Below are 17,470 nucleotides of genomic sequence, written 5' to 3' on the forward strand. Positions count from 1 at the left end.
TCCGTGCTATTCCGGATCCGCGCATTCGAGCGGTTCCGGATCCGTGGATCCGGGCGACGGGAGAATTCTCTCCCGGACGCGGCACCGGGCGTTCCGGAGGCGCGGGCGGCGGGCGCGTCCGCGCGGCGGGCTCCGGTCCGCCACCCTGTGTTCTGGAATGGCGGACGTTCTCCGGTTCTGCATTCCGGGAATTGGAAATATTCGCGAATTCTCCGGGAAGGAGGGCCGGCGGCGGGGAGCCTCCCGCCGCCGGCCGGTGTGGTGGGGCCGTCCGGCTCACGCGCGGCGGGCCGGAGTCCTCACGTGGACGCCCCCGCACGGACGCCCTCACGCGGGCGCCTTCGCCCGGGCCTCATATGGGCAGGGCCTCGACGACGGCGGCTCCGCCGGGCAGCTCGATCTGCCGCTCGAACCGGAGGGCGGCCTTGCCCAGCAGTTCGGCGTACTCGGACGTGCTGCGCTCCACCCCCTCGCCGAACAGGGCGAGCATCCGCATGTCCACGTCCTTGCTGATGTGCGGCCTGTCGTCGTCCGGCACGACCAGCTCCACCAGCAGCACCCGGCCGTCGTCGGCCATCGCGCTCCTGACGTTGCGCAGGATCCGCACCGCGTCCTCGTCGGACCAGTTGTGGATCACGCTGCCCAGCAGGTAGGCGTCGGCGCCGGAGGGCACGGAGACGAAGAAGTCGCCCGCCACGCATTCGCAGCGGTCTTCAAGACCGGCCTCGGCGAAGAACTCCCGCGAGCCCGGGACCACGGCCTCCTGGTCGAACAGCACGCCGCGCACGTTTGAATGCGCCTTCAGGACGGCGGCCAGGATGTGCCCCTTGCCGCCGGCCACGTCGACCAGGGTGCGCACGCCGGAGAAGTCGTAGCGCGAGGCCACGGCCTCCGCGAACGGCCAGGCGCGGGCCACCATGTACTCGTCGAACAGCCGCCCGGCGGCCGGGTTGTCCCTGAGGTAGCCGTAGAGCGGGCCGTGCCGCTCGGCGAAGGCGGAGCCGCCGGTGCGCACGGTCCGCGGAAGTGCGCCCATGCCGTACCAGAAGCCCTCCTCGCCGATCATCCGGACGGCGGCCCGCATCGAGTCGGGCACGTCGCTGCGGAGTACGGCTCCCGCGGGGGTCAGCCCGTACACGCCCGGGGCCGTCGCCGAGACGAACCCCATCGAGGCGAGCTGGCGGAGCACCCGGCCGAGGGCGGACGGGTCCGCGCCGCAGCGGGCCGCCAGCTCGCCCGTGCTCAGCGGGCCCTCGCGCAGGTGGTCGGCGCAGCCCAGCTCGGCCATCGCGGCCAGGGCGGCGAAGCGGGACACCCCGCCGATCACGTCCCAGACCGGCGCCTGCGGGTCGTCCATTGACGGTCCTCTCTCTCGGGAATCTCTCGGAAGCCGTACCGGGAGCGGTTCAGGAGGCGGGGGCGGACTGGCTCCGCATGCCGCGGACCAGCCGGCCGACCTCGGCGCGCAGGTGCACGAAGTCGGGGTGCTCCCGGGTGGTGATCTGGTCGCGCGGAGCGGGCAGGTCGACCCGCAGGTCCCCGACGATCCGGGCGGGGGCCTTGGACAGGACCACGACCCGGTCGCCCACGTAGACGCTCTCGTCGATGTCGTGGGTGATGAGCAGGATGGTCATGTTGTGGTGGCTGCGCACGCGCAGCGTGAGGTCCTCGAGGTCCTCGCGGGTCTGCGCGTCGACCGAGCCGAAGGGCTCGTCCATCAGCAGCAGCGAGGGGCGGTAGGCCAGCGCGCGGGCGATGGACACCCGCTGCTGCATGCCGCCGGAGAGCTGCCACGGATACTTGGCGGCGGCGCCCGCCAGCCCGACCTGCTCCAGGGCCTCCATGGCGGCGCTCCGGCGCTGCTTCTTGTCCATGTCCTTGCGCCGCAGCGGCAGGGAGACGTTGTCGGCCACGGACATCCAGGGGAAGAGGGAACGGCTGTAGTCCTGGAAGACCACGGCCAGGTCGTCCGGGGTCCGGTCGACGGCGGTGCCGCCCAGCACCACCTTCCCGCCGGTGGGCCGCAGGAGCCCGGCGATGGAGCGCAGCAGGGTGGACTTGCCGCACCCCGAAGGGCCGACGATGCAGACCAGCTCGCCCTCGGCGACCTTCAGGTCGATGCCGCCGAGGGCGTGGTGGGCGCCCGGCCCGCTGCCGTAGGTGTGGGTCAGGTTGGAGATCTCAAGCACGGCGGGTCCTCATATCGTCTGCTTGGCGGCCCGGTGCCAGGACAGCAGGCGTCGCTCGGCCGCCAGGAAGGCCGAGTTGAGCACGTATCCCAGGACACCGAGGACCACGATGGTCCCCCACACGCCGGGCAGGTCGAACGACCGCTGGGCGTCCAGGAGCTGGAAGCCGATTCCGTTGGTGCTGCCCACCAGCTCGGAGATGACCATCAGGATCAGGGCCAGGGAGAGGCTGAGCCGCAGGCCGGCGAAGATCTTGGGCATCGCGGAGGGCAGGATGACGCGGAGCAGCCGCTGGCTCCGGGAGAACCCGAAGACCCGGGACGTCTCCAGGTGCTGCCGGTCGACGTGGCGGGCTCCGTCGCCGGCGTTGAGCAGGATCGGCCAGATGATGCCGAACACGATCGTGGCGATCTGCATCTGCGCGCCGGCGGCGAACAGGGCCAGGAAGAAGGGGAGCAGGGCGGGGGGCGGGATGGCCCTGCCGAACTCGATGAGCGGGTCCAGGAACCGGGAGAGCACCGGGGAACGCCCCAGCATGAGGCCCAGGGCGATCCCGATCACGCCGGCGATCAGCCAGCCCGCGAAGAGCCTGCCCACGCTCGTCGGGATGTTCTCCACCGCCGCGTCGGTGAGCCAGAGCCGTTCGGGCGGGCCGGACAGCCACATCTCGTGCATGCGGACCGCGATCGCGGTGGGCGGGGGGAAGAAGTTGTCCTCGGCGGCGCGGGTGGCGGCCTCCCAGGCCGCCAGCACGACGGGGACCAGCCAGAGGCGGCCGAGGCCGCGCAGGACGCGCATCACCGGGCGCCCTCCGTCCGGGCGAGGTGCCAGCGGAAGAGCCGCCGCTCCACCAGGGTGAACAGGGTGTTGGAGACGATCCCGATGACGCCCGCCCAGATGGTGGCGGCGACGATGAACTCCAGGGCGTCGGGACTGCTCCCGGCCTCGATGATGAACGTGCCGATGCCGCTGGCGCCGCCCGCGAGCAGTTCGGCGCTGATCGCCAGGATGAGCGCGATCGAGGCGGCCAGCCGTACGCCGGTGGCGATGAACGGCGCGGTGCTGGGCAGCGAGACCCGCCACAGCACCGCCAGCGGCCCGAAGCCGAAGCTGCGCAGGGTCTCCTTGGCCAGCGGGTCGACGTCCTTGAGGCCGTACATCGTGTTGATCAGGACCGGCCACGAGGCGGCGTAGACGATCACCGCGATCTTCATGTCGAACCTGTCGGAGAACAGCAGCAGGGCCAGCGGGATCAGGGCCACGGACGGGATGGGCCGGAGGAACTCCAGGACGGGCCGGAGCGCCGACTCCACGCGGGGCATGGTGCCGAGCGCGAATCCGGCGGGGACGGCGACCAGCACGGTGAGCAGGAGGCCGGCGGCCCAGGCGCCCAGGGTCGAGACGACGTCGGCGAGGAAGTCCCCGTCGGCGGCGAGCGCCGCCGCACGGCCGGCGATCGTGGAGGCCAGCGGGAACACGATCGGGTCGATGAACCCGGTCCGTCCGGCGAGTTCCACCAGGCAGAACAGCCCTGCGACGCCGACGGCGCCGCAGAGCGGTCTGTTGTCGAGCAGGGAGCGCCCGGTCATCAGCCGTTGGCGCCCGGGAGGATGGTCTTGGCCTCGATCGGGCTCTTCAGGTACCCCTGCTCCACCATCAGGTCGGCCACCCGCTGCAGACGGGTCTCGTCGAGGCTGGTGGGGAAGGTGCCGAGGGTGATGACGGCCGCGGTGGCCGCGTCGATCTTGGTGTAGGTCGGCAGGATCTCCTCGACGGCCTTGCGGTCCGAGGCGGCGATCTGCTGGGCCTTGGCGACCGCGCGCTGGAAGGCGGCGACGGTCTTGGGGTTCTCGTTCACGAACTTCTCGGTGACGATCACACCGGCGATGGGGAAGTCCGCGGTCGGGCCGGTCATGGTGTCGGCCAGCTTCTGGGCGCCGATCTTGGTGGCGGCGGCGGTCAGGTGCGGCTCGGTCATCCAGGCCGCGTCGACGACGCCCTTCTCCAGCTGGCCCGCCATGTCGGGGAAGGGGAACTCGAGGAACTGCACGTCCTCGGCGGTGAGGCCGTGCGTCTTCAGCACCGAGGTGACGGCCAGCGTGCCGATGTTCTTGAGGCTGTTGACGGCGACCTTCTTGCCCTTGAGGTCGGCCGGGGTCTTGATGGGGGAGTCCTTGGCGACCATCAGGTTGAAGGAGTTCGGCGTCGCCTGGTAGAGGTCAGAGATGATCTTCATCTTGTTGCCGGCCGAGACGGCGAGGAAGGTCGAGACGTAGTTGGTCTGCGTCGCGTCCAGGGAGCCGCCGAGCAGGCTCTGCTGCGCCTGCGCGCCGCCCTGGATCGGCTCGATCTTCACGGTCAGGCCCTCTCCGGCGAAGAAGCCCCGCTTGTCGGCGATGTAGAGCGCGGCGGAGTCGGGGATGGGCAGGGCCCCGATGGTGAGCTGGGTCTTCTCCGGGCCGCCGGCCCCGCCGGGCGCCGCGGCGGCCGTGGTCTCCGGGTCCGATCCGCCGCAGGCGGCGAGCGCCAGCACGGCGGCGAGTCCCACCGCGGCGGCCCGTCCGGCAAGTCTGAACCTCATGGGGTCTCCATTCACTGCGTTGATCCGCCCTGGCGGGACTCGCCGAAGCAGCGGGCGGCGCGGAGGTGGTCCCGTGAGGCAGGTGATCAAGGGGGATGTCGATCGCGGATCAGAGTAGCGGAGAGGATGAACCAAATAACAAATATCGGTCCATATGGTCAAATGGGCATAAAAGGTCTTTTGTCGTCCTTGTGAACCCTTGTCGGGGTTTGACGGAAGCGGGTGGGGTGCCTGAAGGGGAAATTCCCGGTTCTGCCCGACCCTGTCCGGCGAGACGGAGAGTTGTTGTCCGGTTGCGGATGACATGTGGGGGTTACGGATAATCCGCGACTTATGCGCCGTTGGCCGAACTCATCCGGCTGTGCTCCAATAACCCCTACCCCATGGATGCGTCGGCGTCACATGCGTATCAACCGTTGTGACGCGATCCCCCCTCTAAGCAGACGATCCGAGGAGAGGCAGCGGAGGCCAGTGAGGACAGCGTCAACCCCCAGCGAACGCGAACCGAGGCCGGGCGCCGCCGCTCAGGGGGAACCGCCGCAGGGCGATCGGGTGCCCGGCACCGAGGCCGGCGGCACCGTGAAGAGAGACAGGAAGCTGGCCCTCCGCAACTGGCGGGTGCGGTCGCGGCTGATCGCGCTCATCGCCATCCCGACCATGGCGGCGATCGTCCTGGGCGGTCTGCGGACGGTCACCTCGCTCAGCAGCGCCGCCGAGTACGAGCGGGTGCGCGCCGGTGCCGAGCTGACCGCCGAGATCAGCGAGCTCGCGCACGAGCTGGAGGAGGAACGCGACCTGTCCGCCCGCTTCGTGGCGCAGGGGCGCGGGAGCGCCGCCCTGGCGAAGCTGCAGGAGCAGTACGAGGCCGTCGACCGGGCGGCCGGTGACGTCGGCGACCGCATCGACCTCATCCTCGGCGGCGGGCAGGCCGACGACTTCGGTGACCGCGGCAGGGCCGAGCTCGCCCAGATCCGCAACCGCATCGACGAGCTCAAGAGCATGCGCGAGACCGCGACGAAGACCCGGCTCCCCGCCCAGCCCACGATCGCCATGTACTCGCGGACGCTGGACAACCTGCTGGCCCTGCACGACGAGATCGTCCAGGGCGTCACGGACCAGGGCCTGGCCGGCAGCGCGAACGCGTTCGCCGCGCTGGCCCGGGCCAAGGAGAGGGCCTCCGCGGAACGGGCGATCCTCGCCGTGGCCCTCGCCGAGCGGAGGTTCACCTCCGAGGGCCTGGACGCCTTCGTCGCCGCCCGGGCCGAGCGGGACAGCGAGCTCGTGACCTTCCAGTCCGAGGCGACGGTCGCGCAGCGGCAGCTGTTCGACGACACCGTCAGCAGCCAGAAGAAGGACCGCGCGGAGTCGATGCGGCTGCGCGCCCTGGTGCTGGCGAACGAGCAGGCCCCGCTCCTGCGCGTCGACGTGTCCCGGTCCGGGGCCGGAGACCAGGCGAGCTGGTTCGACGCCGCCTCCGACACGGTCGACCGCATGCGCGAGGTCGAGAAGCGGATCGCCGACACCGTCATCGCGCAGAGCCGCGCGCTCCAGGAGACCGAGCAGCGCGGCGCGCTGATCACCGCGGGCCTCACCGCGCTGCTGCTCCTCATGGTCCTGGTCGTCACCGCGATCGTGGCCCGCTCCCTCGTCAAGCCGCTGCGCAGGCTGCGCACCGAGGCGCTGTCCATCGCGGGAGAACGCCTGCCGGAGACCGTGCAGGGCATGCGCGAGCGGGGCGAGGTCACCTCGGTGGAGGTCCAGCCCATCGGCGTGGTCTCGGCCGACGAGATCGGGGAGGTGGCCCGGGCCTTCGACGAGGTCCACCGCGAGGCCGTACGGCTGGCGGGCGAGGAGGCGACGCTGCGCAGCAACGTCAACGCCATGTTCGTCAACCTCTCCCGGCGCAGCCAGACCCTGGTCGAGCGTCAGCTGGCCCTCATCGAGAGCCTGGAGCACGGCGAGCAGGACGAGGGCCGACTCGGCAGCCTGTTCCGGCTGGACCACCTGGCCACCCGCATGCGCCGCAACAGCGAGAACCTCCTGGTCCTCGCGGGGCAGGAGCCCGCGCGGAGGTGGAGCCAGCCGGTCCCGCTGATCGACGTGGTCCGCGCCTCGCTGTCGGAGGTCGAGAACTACGAGCGGGTGGACCTGCGGCTGTCCGGCGGAGTCTCCGTGGCGGGCACGTCCGTCAACGACGTCGTCCACCTGATCGCCGAGCTCGTCGAGAACGCGATCTCCTTCTCCCCGAGGGAGACGAAGGTCATCGTGTCGAGCAACCGCATCGACGGTGGCGGCGTGATGGTGTCCGTCACCGACCTCGGCATCGGCATGACCGGCGAGGAGCTGGCGCAGGCGAACTGGCGGCTGGCCAACCCCCCGGTGGTGGACGTCTCGGTCTCCCGCCGGATGGGCCTGTTCGTGGTCGGCCGCCTGGCCCTGCGCCACGGCATCCGGGTACAGCTCCGCCAGCAGGACAGCGGGGGCCTGACGGCGATGGTGCTCCTCCCGGAGAACCTGCTCGCTCCCACCGGGCAGATGCCGGGAGCGCAGCCCGGGGCGCACGGCGGCGACTGGAGCGCGCAGGCGCCCCCGACGCCCTCGGCGGAGCGGCCTCCGGTGATGGCCAGCCCGGTCTCGCTGGACTCCTCCCGGCCCGCGTTCGCCTCCTTCGAGGCGGCGCAGCAGGCCTTCAACTCCTTCGACGCGGGAGCGCGCTTCAACTCCTTCGACGCCTCGCAGACCTCGTTCGCGGGGGACGGGCGCTCGCCGTTCGACGCCGTGCAGTCCTCGTTCGACGCGGGGCAGACCTCCTCCTTCGGGGACGGGCGCTCCTTCACGGCGGAGGGCCACCCGGGCCGGGTGCCGGTCGACACCCCCTGGCCCGGGCACGTGCCGGCACCGGGCGCCGGCCCGGCCTGGCCGGCGACCTCCCAGGAGGACCCGGGATCGTGGCCGAGCGCGCCCATGCGCGGGGACACCGGCGTGTGGCCGGACCCGCGCCAGGGGACGCGGCCGGGCACGGGAGCGCAGGCGCGCCGCACGTTCGACGCCGAGGCGGACAACACGGGCCCCCTGCCGGTGGTGCGCGAGCCCTCCGCGCTGGAGGAGGAGCGGGAGGAGTTCCTGCCGATCTTCGCGGCGGTGGAGTCCGACTGGTTCAGGAAGGCCGAGCCGGCCGCCGCCGCGGCGGACTCCGCGTCCGGCCCGGGCGCGGACCTGCAGGAGACGGCCGCGCTCCAGTCCCCGGTGCCCGCGGCCCCCGCCCAGACGAGCGGGTCCGCCTGGTCCTCGCCGGCGGACGCCGGCTGGCAGGCGGCCCGGGCGGCCAGCGAGCCGGCGCTCGGCGGGGTCACCGGTGCGGGCCTGCCCAAGCGGGTGCCCAAGGCCAACCTCGTGCCAGGCACGGTCGCCCCCGACGCGGGCGGCGCTCCGCCGGCCCCCGCGCTCCGGCCGACCGTCTCCCCGGAGGCGGTGCGCAACCGGCTGGCGAGCTTCCAGAAGGGAGTGCGGCAGGGCCGGGCGGTCGCGAGGGGAGAGGCCTCCGAGGAGCAGGCGTATCCCGGCTTCGGCCGGGACGTTGAAGGAAGCAGGGAGGAGCGGTGAGCGAGCCCATGACGATGACCGAGGAGGATGACCGGTGCGCGAACTGAGCCAGGCCGCTCGGGGGGTCAACTGGCTGATCACCGACTTCGTGAACAACGTCCCAGGCGTTGCGCACACGGTCGTGGTCTCGACGGACGGCCTGCCGCTGGCGTACTCGGACGGGTTCCCCCGGGACCGGGCCGACCAGCTGGCCGCGGTCGCGGCCGGACTGCTCAGCCTGACCCAGGGCGCCTCCCGGGTCTTCGAGGGCGGCGCGGTCACCCAGACCGTGGTGGAGATGCAGCGGGGACTGCTGCTCATCATGTCGATCAGCGACGGCTCCTGCCTCGCGGTGCTCGCCTCGCCCGACTGCGACATGGGCCTCGTGGCCTACCAGATGACCCTGCTCGTCGAGCGGGCCGGCCAGGTGCTGACGCCGGCCGTCCGCGCCGAACTCCAGGCCTCCCACCCCCGGTGACGACCCGAACGGGCGCACCGGGGCACTTCCCTTTCGGAGCCGAAGGAGCCCGCGCATGAGAGACGAGGGAAGAGATCGGTCAGCATCCGGGCCGCGGCGCGTCGGCGCCGCGGCGGACACCGCCCTAGGAGGACGCCGTGGCAGGCCGCGGATGGCCAGGTGAGGGCGACCCGCTGGGCGGGCCGCCCCACCGGTCGATGGACGACGCCCGCATGCAGCCGGGTGGCCCCGGCTACCCCGCGCAGCCGGGCATGCCCGCGCAGCACGTGCAGCAACCGGGCGGTCCCGGCTACCCCGGGCAGCAGCCGGGCGGTCCGTCGCATCACGTGCAGCCGGCGCCGGCGGAGCAGAGTTCCCTGGTCCGCCCCTACGCCGTGACCGGGGGGCGGACCGCCCCCCGGACCCAGCTCGCCATGGAGGCGCTGGTCTCCTCGGCGACCTCGATTCACCATGATCTATCCACCCGCACTCCGGAGTATCAGGCGATCAGCGCCCTGTGCCGGCAAGTGCGTTCGGTCGCTGAGATCTCCGCGATGCTCCGCATCCCCCTCGGCGTCACCCGGATCCTCGTCGCGGACATGGCGGCAGAGGGGCTGGTCCAGTTGCATCAGCCGCAGCTGAACGCGGGCAAGCCGGATCTCAACCTGCTGGAAAGGGTGCTCAGTGGACTTCGCAGGCTCTAACCGGGGTGCCGGCCTCACCTCGACGAAGATCGTCGTCGCCGGTGGCTTCGGCGTGGGAAAGACCACGTTCGTGGGTGCGGTGTCGGAGATCCTCCCGCTGACCACGGAGGCGGTGATGACCGACGCCAGCGCCGGCATCGACGACGTCGGCCTCACCCCCAACAAGACCACGACCACGGTCGCCATGGACTTCGGCCGGGTCTCCCTGGACCAGGACCTGATCCTGTACCTGTTCGGCACGCCCGGGCAGCACCGGTTCTGGTTCATGTGGGACGACCTGGTCCGCGGCGCCATCGGCGCGGTCGTGCTGGTCGACACCCGCCGCCTGGCCGACAGCTTCCCGGCGATCGACTACTTCGAGGAGGCCAAGCTCCCCTTCGTGGTCGCGCTCAACGGCTGGGACGGCACCCACCCGCACGGCGAGGAGGAGGTGCGGGAGGCGCTGACGCTCGCCCCGAACATCCCGGTCTCGCGGACCGACGCGCGCTCCCGGGACGCGGTGAAGAGCACGCTCATCACGCTGGTCGAGCACGCTCTGACGGTGCGGATGGCCGTCCCGGGCTGGGGCCGCTAGGGACGCGGGATCCCCTCCCTCGCCGCCGCGCGGCCCGGCGGCGCCTCACCGGGGCGCCGGGTGCGGCCGTCAGCGGATAGGCTGGGAGGTCGAGTCGCAGACCTGTAGCGCAGAGGCTGGCCAATCACGTGTTCGAGACGCTTTCCGACCGGCTCACATCGGTCTTCTCCTCCCTCCGATCCAAGGGTCGGCTCTCCGACGCCGACATCGACGCGACGTGCCGCGAGATCCGCATCGCGCTGCTCGAGGCCGACGTCGCGCTGCCCGTGGTCAAGACGTTCGTCGCCCAGGTCAAGGAGCGCGCCCGCGGAGCCGAGGTCTCCCAGGCGCTGAACCCGGCCCAGCAGGTCGTCAAGATCGTCAATGACGAGCTGATCGAGATCCTCGGCGGTGAGACCCGGCGGCTCCGTTACGCGAAGACCCCGCCGACCGTCATCATGCTCGCCGGTCTCCAGGGCGCCGGCAAGACCACGCTGGCGGGCAAGCTCGCCCGCTGGCTGCGGGAGCAGAACCACACCCCGCTGCTGGTCGCCGCCGACCTCCAGCGGCCCAACGCGGTCCAGCAGCTCTCGGTCGTGGCCGAGCGGGCGGGGGTCGCGGTCTACGCCCCCGAGCCGGGCAACGGGGTCGGCGACCCGATCGCCGTGGCCCGCCAGTCGATCGACCACGCCCGCCGGCAGCAGCACGACGTCGTCATCATCGACACCGCCGGCCGCCTGGGCATCGACCAGGAGCTGATGAAGCAGGCGGCGGACATCCGCGACGCGGTCACGCCCGACGAGGTCCTGTTCGTCGTGGACGCCATGATCGGCCAGGACGCCGTCTCCACGGCCCAGGCGTTCATGGACGGCGTCGGCTTCGACGGGGTGGTGCTCACCAAGCTCGACGGCGACGCGCGCGGCGGCGCGGCCCTCTCGGTCCGGCACATCACCGGCAAGCCGATCATGTTCGCGTCCACCGGTGAGAAGCTCGAGGACTTCGACGCCTTCCACCCGGACCGGATGGCCTCCCGCATCCTCGACATGGGCGACATCCTCACCCTGATCGAGCAGGCGCAGAAGACCTTCGACGAGGAGCAGGCCGCCAAGATGGCGGGCAAGCTCACCTCGGGTGAGGGCTTCACGCTGGAGGACTTCCTCGAGCAGATGATGATGGTCCGCAAGATGGGGCCCATCAAGAACCTCCTCGGCATGATGCCCGGCATGGGGCAGATGCGCGACCAGATCAACCAGGTCGACGACCGCGACCTGGACCGGATCGCGGCCATCATCCGCTCGATGACCCCGGGCGAGCGGCAGGACCCGAAGATCATCAAGGGGTCGCGCCGCGAGCGCATCGCCAAGGGGTCCGGCGTCACGGTGACCGAGGTGAACAACCTGGTCGTCCGGTTCTTCGAGGCCCAGAAGATGATGAAGCGGATGGCCGGCGGCATGGGCATCCCCGGGATGCCCGGCGGGCGCAAGGCCGCCAAGGCGGCGCAGAAGAAGGCCGCCAAGGGCCGCCGCGTCAGCGGCGACCCGCGCAAGGCCGCGCTCGGCAAGGGCGCCAAGACTCCTGACGCGGGCCCTGACATGAGCGGTGCCCTCGGCAACCTGGGCGCCGGCCAGCTCCCTCCCGGCCTGGAACTGCCGCCGGGTTTCGACCCCTCCAAGTTCAAGCTTCCGGGGCAGTGATGAGCGACGACGGCGACGACAGGTTCCACGGGCGCGCCCGCTGGATCTGGCTGGTCATCATGGTGGGCTTCATCACCATTGCGGCGCTGGAGCTCCTGGGCGTCCGGCCCAAGTGACGCCCGGATGACGCCCGGATGACACGGTGCGGGCGGCTCCACGGGCCGCCCGCCCGAGGACTTTCCCCTTTCCGAACACGGAAGAAGGGGATCGGTTGGCCGGGCATCCCCAGATGTCTGGCACAATTGCATGTTGGAACATCGTGACCACGCGGGCGCCCTCTAACCCCCGCCGGTCGCGCCTGTCCCTGCAGCGGCCGGCTCTTCGCGCCCCACTCGACGAGACGCCGCTGACCCACGCTCTAATGCAGGAGAGACCACACCAGTGGCAGTCAAGATCAAGCTCAAGCGGCTCGGCATGATCCGCAACCCGCAGTACCGCGTCGTCGTCGCCGACAGCCGCACCAAGCGTGACGGCCGGGCGATCGAGGAGATCGGCCTGTACCACCCGAAGGAGAACCCCTCGCGCATCGAGATCGACGCCGAGCGGGCGGCCTACTGGCTGGGTGTCGGCGCGCAGCCGACCGAGCCGGTGCTGAAGCTCCTCAAGCTCACCGGTGACTGGCAGAAGTTCAAGGGCGAGCCCGCTCCGGCTCCGCTCCTGGTCGCCGAGCCCAAGGCCGACCGCCACGCCGCCTACGAGTCCGCGGCCAAGGAGGCGCTGTCCCTGGACGCCGCCACCACGCCTAAGAAGTCGGCCAAGAAGGCCGCTCCCAAGGCCGAAGAGGCCGCCGCCGAGACCCCGGTCGAGCCGGCCGCCGCCGAGGAGAAGCCGGAAGGCGAGGCCTGAGATGCTCGAGGAGGCCCTCGAGCACCTGGTGAAGGGCATCGTCGAGCATCCCGACGACATCCAGGTTCACGCCCGCCGCATCCGCAGCGGGCGGGTGCTTGAGGTCCGGGTCCATCCCGAGGACCTGGGCAAGGTCATCGGCCGCGGTGGCCGTACGGCGAAGGCGCTCCGCACGGTGGTGAACGCCCTCGGCGACGGCAAGTACATCCGGGTCGACCTGCTCGACCTGGACGAGGCCCGCTAGGCCCCGGCCGACACGAGATCCATCGAGCGGACGGGTCACCCACCGGTGTGGGTGACCCGTCTGCTTTCTTTCGACACGACATTCAGGAGACGGGCGTGCAGCTTGTCGTAGGCCGGATCGGCCGTCCGCACGGGCTCCGCGGCGACGTGACCGTCGAGGTCCGCACCGACGACCCGGAGAGCCGCTTCGCCTCCGGGGCGGTGCTCGCCACCGACCCCGCGTCCGCCGGTCCGCTCGTCGTCGCATCCCGGCGCTGGCACTCCGGGACCCTGCTGGTCCGCTTCGCGGGCGTGGACGACCGCGACGGGGCCGAAGGCCTCCGCGGCACCGTGCTCGTCGTCGACTCGGCGGACATCCCGCCCTCCGACGACCCCGACGAGTTCCACGACCACCAGCTCATCGGCCTCACGGTCGTCACCCCCGACGGGGAGCGGGCCGGCGAGGTCGTCGACGTGCTCCACCACGGCCAGGACCTGCTGGTCGTACGGCGCGGCGGCGCGGACGTCTACGTACCGTTCGTGAAGGCGCTGGTCCCGGAGATCGACCTCGAGGCGGGGACCCTGCTCGTGGACGGGCCGCCGGGACTGCTGGACCCGGACCAGATGGCCTGACCATGCGCATCGACGTCATCTCGATCTTCCCCGAGTACTTCGCCCCGCTCGACGTCTCCCTCATCGGCAAGGCCAGGGAGCGCGGCATCCTCGACGTCCACCTGCACCAGCTCCGCGACTGGGCGCACGACGTGCACCGCACCGTGGACGACACCCCCTACGGCGGCGGCCCCGGCATGGTCATGAAGCCCGGCCCGTGGGGCGAGGCCATCGACGACGTGCTCGCCGCCGATCCGCGGTCCCGGCCGCGGATCATCGTGCCGACGCCGAGCGGCGTGCCCTTCACCCAGCGGCTCGCCATGGAGTACGCCGCGGAGCCGTGGCTGCTGTTCACCCCCGCGCGCTACGAGGGCATCGACTCCCGGGTCATGGCCGAGTACGGCTCGCGCCTGCGGGTGGACGAGGTCAGCATCGGCGACTACGTGCTCGCCGGGGGCGAGGCCGCGGTGCTGGTGATGGTCGAGGCCGTCGGACGGCTGCTCCCCGGGGTGCTGGGCAACGCCCGCTCCGCGGTGGACGACTCGTTCGCGCCCGGGGCCATGGAGAACCTCCTGGAGGGCCCGGTCTACACCAAGCCGCCCGAGTGGCGGGGCAGGGAGATCCCCGAGGTCCTGCTCTCCGGCCACCACGGAAGGATCGCCCGCTGGCGGCGGGACGAGGCGCTGCGCCGTACCGCGAAGAACCGCCCCGAGCTGCTGGCCGAGCTCGATCCGGAGAGCATGGACAAGCACGACCGGCTGCTCCTGGAGGAGCTCGGATTTCCGGTGGACCGCGAGAATATGGCACACTGAATCATTGCCGCCGACTGCCCGCAGGCCGGCGCGCGCCGCCGGGCCGCAGCTCCCGGCTTCACGACCGACACATCAGTCCAGCATGTGCGTCCATCACGATGCCGCCCCGTCGCGGCCGGGTGGACCTCCGCGTGCTCGCGTAAATGAGGTACCACTGTCATGCACACGCTGATCACCGAGCTCGAGAAGGCCACGCTCCGCAGCGACGTCCCGGACTTCCGGCCCGGCGACACGCTCGAGGTCCACGTCCGGGTCATCGAGGGCAACCGCTCCCGTGTCCAGATCTTCAAGGGCTTCGTGCTGCGCCGTCAGGGCGGCGGCGCCCGCGAGACCTTCACCGTCCGCAAGATCAGCTACAGCGTCGGTGTCGAGCGGACCTTCCCGGTCCACAGCCCGGTCATCGAGAAGATCAACGTCGTGACGCGCGGTGACGTCCGTCGCGCCAAGCTCTACTACATGCGCGACCTGCGCGGCAAGGCCGCCCGCATCCGCGAGAAGCGCGAAGCCCGCTAGTCGCACGCGACGCCGTCCCGGCCCGCCTCCCTCCGGGGAGCGGGCCGGTCGCGTGTCCGGGCACGCGATCTCCGCGGGCGACCGTACCGCCGGGAGCCGGCGGAACGCGGGGAGACGGGACAACGCTGATGCAATCAGGGGCGGCCCTTAACCCGCGGCCTCGACCATCGCGCCTCCGCCATCATCTAGGCTCGTCAGCGATGACTAACGAGGGCCAGGCAAGCGGCGGGGAATCGCCCCGGTCTGTCGAGGACGAGGTGGACGTGGTCGCGGAAGACACCAAGAAGCCCGCCAAGGGCGGCAAGGACAAGAAGAAGGGCTCCTTCTGGAAGGAGCTGCCCGTCTTGGTGGTCGTCGCGCTGCTGCTCGCGCTCTTCATCAAGACCTTCATCGTCCAGGCCTTCTACATCCCGTCGGAGTCGATGGAGAACACCCTCCTGAAGAACGACCGGGTCCTGGTCAACAAACTCGTCTACCACGTCCGCGACATCGAGCGCGGCGACGTGGTGGTCTTCTCCGGCGTGGACTCCTGGGACGGCGAGGTGCAGATCGAGGAGCCGTCCAACCCCTTCGCGGCCTTCTTCCACTGGGTCGGCACCGCCTTCGGCGTGGTGCCCGGGGAGAAGGACTACATCAAGCGGGTCATCGGCGTCCCCGGGGACGTCGTGAAGTGCTGCGACAAACCGGGCCGGGTCACGGTCAACGGGGTGGCCATCGACGAGCGGCAGTACCTCTACCCGCACGACCTGCCGTCCCAGAAGCCCTTCGAGGTCAAGGTCCCGCCGGGCCGCCTGTGGGTCATGGGCGACCACCGGGGGGTCTCCCTCGACTCCCGCGAGCACATGGGCGATCCCGGCGGCGGGACGATCCCGATCGACAAGGTGATCGGCCGGGCGTTCGTCATCGTCTGGCCCTTCTCCAGGGCCACGATTCTCCCCATTCCCGACACGTTCAGCCAGCCGGCGCTGAACGCCGCCGCAGCCGTGGGAGGGGCGACCCCGCTCCTCGCCGGCTTCGCCGGGGCGGTTCCGCTGGTGCTGTGGCGTCGTCGCCGACGTGCGAGGCGGTAGCCGTACCCCATGACAGTCGAACCCGACAACAAGCAGGACGACGTGCCGGAGGACGAGGGCAGGCCCGGCCCGGACGACGGGCGGGGCGAGGGGCCCGGTGACCGGGGCGGGTCCTCCCGCAAGGGCAGCCTGCGTGAGACGCTGGTCCTGCTGGTCTCCGGCGTCGTCGTGGCGCTGCTGCTCCAGGCGTTCGTCTTCCAGTCCTTCTGGATCCCCTCGGAGTCGATGGAGAAGACCCTGGTCGAGGACGACCGGGTGGTCGTCAACAAGCTGCACGGCGCGACCGAGCGCGGCGACGTGGTGGTCTTCAAGGGGTGGGACGGCGAGGACACCATCAAACGGGTCATCGCGATCGGCGGCGACACCGTCAAGTGCTGCGACGCCCAGAAACGGATCACCGTGAACGGCGTGCCGATCGAGGAGAAGGACTACATCCACCCCGACGACCTCCCCTCCGGGGACGAGTTCGAGAAGGTGGTCCCGAAGGGCCGCCTGTGGGTCATGGGCGACCACCGCTCGCAGTCCCGCGACTCCCGCAGCTGGGAGGAGCAGGCGGGCGACGGCACGATCTCGGAGGACGACGTGATCGGGCGGGCCTTCGCGATCTACTGGCCGTTCTCGCGGGCGGCGATCCTCTCCACCCCTGAGACGTTCACCAGGACGTTCACCAAGGGCGGATAGTCCGCTTCCGGTGGAGAGGGCGGTGAGGTCTGGCCGGACGGGACCGATGGGCGAGAATGAAGTGGGGGCCGGCGCCGCCTGATCGGGCGGGCCGGAAAGGCGTGTGACAGGAGGACCGGTATGAGCGCAGAGGATCTCGAGAAATATGAGACCGAGATGGAGCTGCAGCTTTACCGCGAATACCGCGACGTGGTCGGCCTGTTCACCTACGTCGTGGAGACCGAGCGGCGCTTCTATCTCACCAACTCCGTCGACCTGGACGTCCGCACGGCCGAGAACGGCGACGTGTTCTTCGACGTGAAGATGCAGGACGCCTGGGTCTGGGACATGTACCGGCCGGCCAGGTTCGTCAAGAACGTCCGCGTGGTCACCTTCAAGGACGTCAACGTCGAGGAGCTGGCCAAGTCCGACCTGGAGATGCCCAAGGAGGGCTTCTCCGGCTGAGGACTTCTCCACAGGTGTCCCCCGCCTCCGGCCGGATGTCCACAGAATCGGGCTCGAGCGGTCCGTGAGGCTGTGAGCTGCGCGAAGGTCTGGAACCGGAGGTGGTTCCATGGCCGCGAAGGACGAGCTCGGCAGGCACGGAGAGCAGATCGCCGTCGACTATCTGCAGGCGCACGGCATGCAGATCCTGGATCGCAACTGGCGGTGCCGGGCCGGTGAGATCGACGTGGTCGCCCGGGACGGGCGGGCACTCGTCGTGGTGGAGGTGAAGACCCGCTCCGGGCGGAGCCACGGCACCGCCTTCGAGGCGGTGACCGGGGCGAAGCTGGCCCGGCTGCGCGGGCTGGCCGGTAGGTGGCTGGGCGGGCGGTGCGAGCGGTTCGACTCCGTCCGGGTCGACGTGGTGGCGCTGGAGCGCTTCGCGGGGGAGTTCGTCATCCGCCACGAGCGGGGGGTGTGCTGATGCCCCCCGAGTCGTTCTCCGCGTCCTCCGGGCCGTCCCGGGTGCCC

Annotated in this window: 19 protein-coding genes; 14 read left to right on the plus strand and 5 right to left on the minus strand. The window is 70.9% G+C overall.

Annotation, left to right across the window (positions count from 1 at the left end; translation table 11 throughout):
* Window positions 1-352: 352 nt before the first annotated feature.
* Genes HS048_RS11440 through HS048_RS11460 form a run of 5 tightly spaced genes read right to left on the minus strand, consistent with a single transcriptional unit; the run spans window position 353 to window position 4,770 of the window.
* Window positions 353-1,357: a methyltransferase gene (locus HS048_RS11440; RefSeq protein ID WP_196466936.1), complete on the minus strand. Its 1,005-nt coding sequence runs from the start codon at window positions 1,355-1,357 to the stop codon at window positions 353-355.
* Window positions 1,358-1,406: 49 nt separating this feature from the next.
* Window positions 1,407-2,189: an ABC transporter ATP-binding protein gene (locus HS048_RS11445; protein ID WP_068895072.1), complete on the minus strand. Its 783-nt coding sequence runs from the start codon at window positions 2,187-2,189 to the stop codon at window positions 1,407-1,409.
* A gap of 9 nt (window positions 2,190-2,198) precedes the next feature.
* On the minus strand, window positions 2,199-2,987 hold the full coding sequence (locus tag HS048_RS11450; protein ID WP_068895074.1) for an ABC transporter permease: 789 nt from the start codon (window positions 2,985-2,987) through the stop codon (window positions 2,199-2,201).
* On the minus strand, window positions 2,987-3,778 hold the full coding sequence (locus HS048_RS11455; RefSeq protein WP_068895075.1) for an ABC transporter permease: 792 nt from the start codon (window positions 3,776-3,778) through the stop codon (window positions 2,987-2,989). Before HS048_RS11455 ends, HS048_RS11450 begins: the two co-directional genes overlap by 1 nt.
* Window positions 3,778-4,770 (minus strand): ABC transporter substrate-binding protein, encoded by a 993-nt coding sequence (locus HS048_RS11460; RefSeq protein ID WP_196466937.1) that lies wholly within the window; start codon window positions 4,768-4,770, stop codon window positions 3,778-3,780. Before HS048_RS11460 ends, HS048_RS11455 begins: the two co-directional genes overlap by 1 nt.
* A gap of 579 nt (window positions 4,771-5,349) precedes the next feature.
* Between HS048_RS11460 and HS048_RS38520 the strand changes: the two genes are divergently transcribed.
* The 14 genes from HS048_RS38520 to HS048_RS11530 all read left to right on the plus strand — a co-directional run bounded on the left by HS048_RS38520 (window position 5,350) and on the right by HS048_RS11530 (window position 17,423).
* Window positions 5,350-8,373 carry a nitrate- and nitrite sensing domain-containing protein gene (locus HS048_RS38520; RefSeq protein ID WP_196466938.1) on the plus strand — a complete coding sequence of 1,008 codons (3,024 nt, stop codon included), beginning with the start codon at window positions 5,350-5,352 and terminating at the stop codon, window positions 8,371-8,373.
* Window positions 8,374-8,416: 43 nt separating this feature from the next.
* A complete protein-coding gene (locus HS048_RS11470; protein WP_196467865.1) occupies window positions 8,417-8,830 on the plus strand; it encodes a roadblock/LC7 domain-containing protein in 414 nt (137 codons plus the stop codon).
* Between the two features lie 251 nt (window positions 8,831-9,081).
* Entirely contained in the window at window positions 9,082-9,513 is a 432-nt protein-coding gene (locus HS048_RS11475) for a DUF742 domain-containing protein (RefSeq protein WP_068895321.1), read from the plus strand.
* A complete protein-coding gene (locus HS048_RS11480; protein ID WP_068895083.1) occupies window positions 9,494-10,087 on the plus strand; it encodes an ATP/GTP-binding protein in 594 nt (197 codons plus the stop codon). Before HS048_RS11475 ends, HS048_RS11480 begins: the two co-directional genes overlap by 20 nt.
* A 128-nt stretch (window positions 10,088-10,215) precedes the next feature.
* Window positions 10,216-11,760: a signal recognition particle protein gene (gene ffh / locus HS048_RS11485; protein WP_068895085.1), complete on the plus strand. Its 1,545-nt coding sequence runs from the start codon at window positions 10,216-10,218 to the stop codon at window positions 11,758-11,760.
* A 381-nt stretch (window positions 11,761-12,141) separates the two neighbouring features.
* Window positions 12,142-12,606, plus strand: a complete 465-nt coding sequence (gene rpsP / locus HS048_RS11490) for a 30S ribosomal protein S16 (RefSeq protein WP_068895087.1) — start codon at window positions 12,142-12,144, stop codon at window positions 12,604-12,606.
* Window position 12,607: 1 nt separating this feature from the next.
* Window positions 12,608-12,850, plus strand: a complete 243-nt coding sequence (locus tag HS048_RS11495; protein ID WP_068895088.1) for an RNA-binding protein — start codon at window positions 12,608-12,610, stop codon at window positions 12,848-12,850.
* A gap of 95 nt (window positions 12,851-12,945) precedes the next feature.
* The gene (gene rimM / locus HS048_RS11500) at window positions 12,946-13,461 is read left to right on the plus strand and encodes a ribosome maturation factor RimM (protein WP_068895090.1); all 516 of its coding nucleotides are present in this window, start codon (window positions 12,946-12,948) and stop codon (window positions 13,459-13,461) included.
* 2 nt (window positions 13,462-13,463) lie between these two features.
* Window positions 13,464-14,252: a tRNA (guanosine(37)-N1)-methyltransferase TrmD gene (gene trmD, locus HS048_RS11505; protein WP_068895092.1), complete on the plus strand. Its 789-nt coding sequence runs from the start codon at window positions 13,464-13,466 to the stop codon at window positions 14,250-14,252.
* Window positions 14,253-14,411: 159 nt separating this feature from the next.
* Window positions 14,412-14,765 carry a 50S ribosomal protein L19 gene (gene rplS / locus HS048_RS11510; RefSeq protein WP_068895094.1) on the plus strand — a complete coding sequence of 118 codons (354 nt, stop codon included), beginning with the start codon at window positions 14,412-14,414 and terminating at the stop codon, window positions 14,763-14,765.
* Between the two features lie 200 nt (window positions 14,766-14,965).
* A complete protein-coding gene (gene lepB / locus HS048_RS11515) occupies window positions 14,966-15,835 on the plus strand; it encodes a signal peptidase I (RefSeq protein ID WP_068895096.1) in 870 nt (289 codons plus the stop codon).
* Window positions 15,836-15,844: 9 nt separating this feature from the next.
* On the plus strand, window positions 15,845-16,516 hold the full coding sequence (gene lepB, locus HS048_RS11520) for a signal peptidase I (RefSeq protein WP_084008052.1): 672 nt from the start codon (window positions 15,845-15,847) through the stop codon (window positions 16,514-16,516).
* Between the two features lie 120 nt (window positions 16,517-16,636).
* Complete coding sequence (locus HS048_RS11525) at window positions 16,637-16,960, plus strand: DUF2469 domain-containing protein (protein WP_068895098.1); 324 nt, start codon at window positions 16,637-16,639, stop codon at window positions 16,958-16,960.
* A 109-nt stretch (window positions 16,961-17,069) separates the two neighbouring features.
* On the plus strand, window positions 17,070-17,423 hold the full coding sequence (locus HS048_RS11530) for a YraN family protein (protein ID WP_068895100.1): 354 nt from the start codon (window positions 17,070-17,072) through the stop codon (window positions 17,421-17,423).
* Window positions 17,424-17,470 lie beyond the last annotated feature (47 nt).

It is taken from the genome of Planomonospora sp. ID91781, assembly GCF_015711595.1.
Classification (GTDB): Bacteria; Actinomycetota; Actinomycetes; order Streptosporangiales; family Streptosporangiaceae; genus Planomonospora; species Planomonospora parontospora.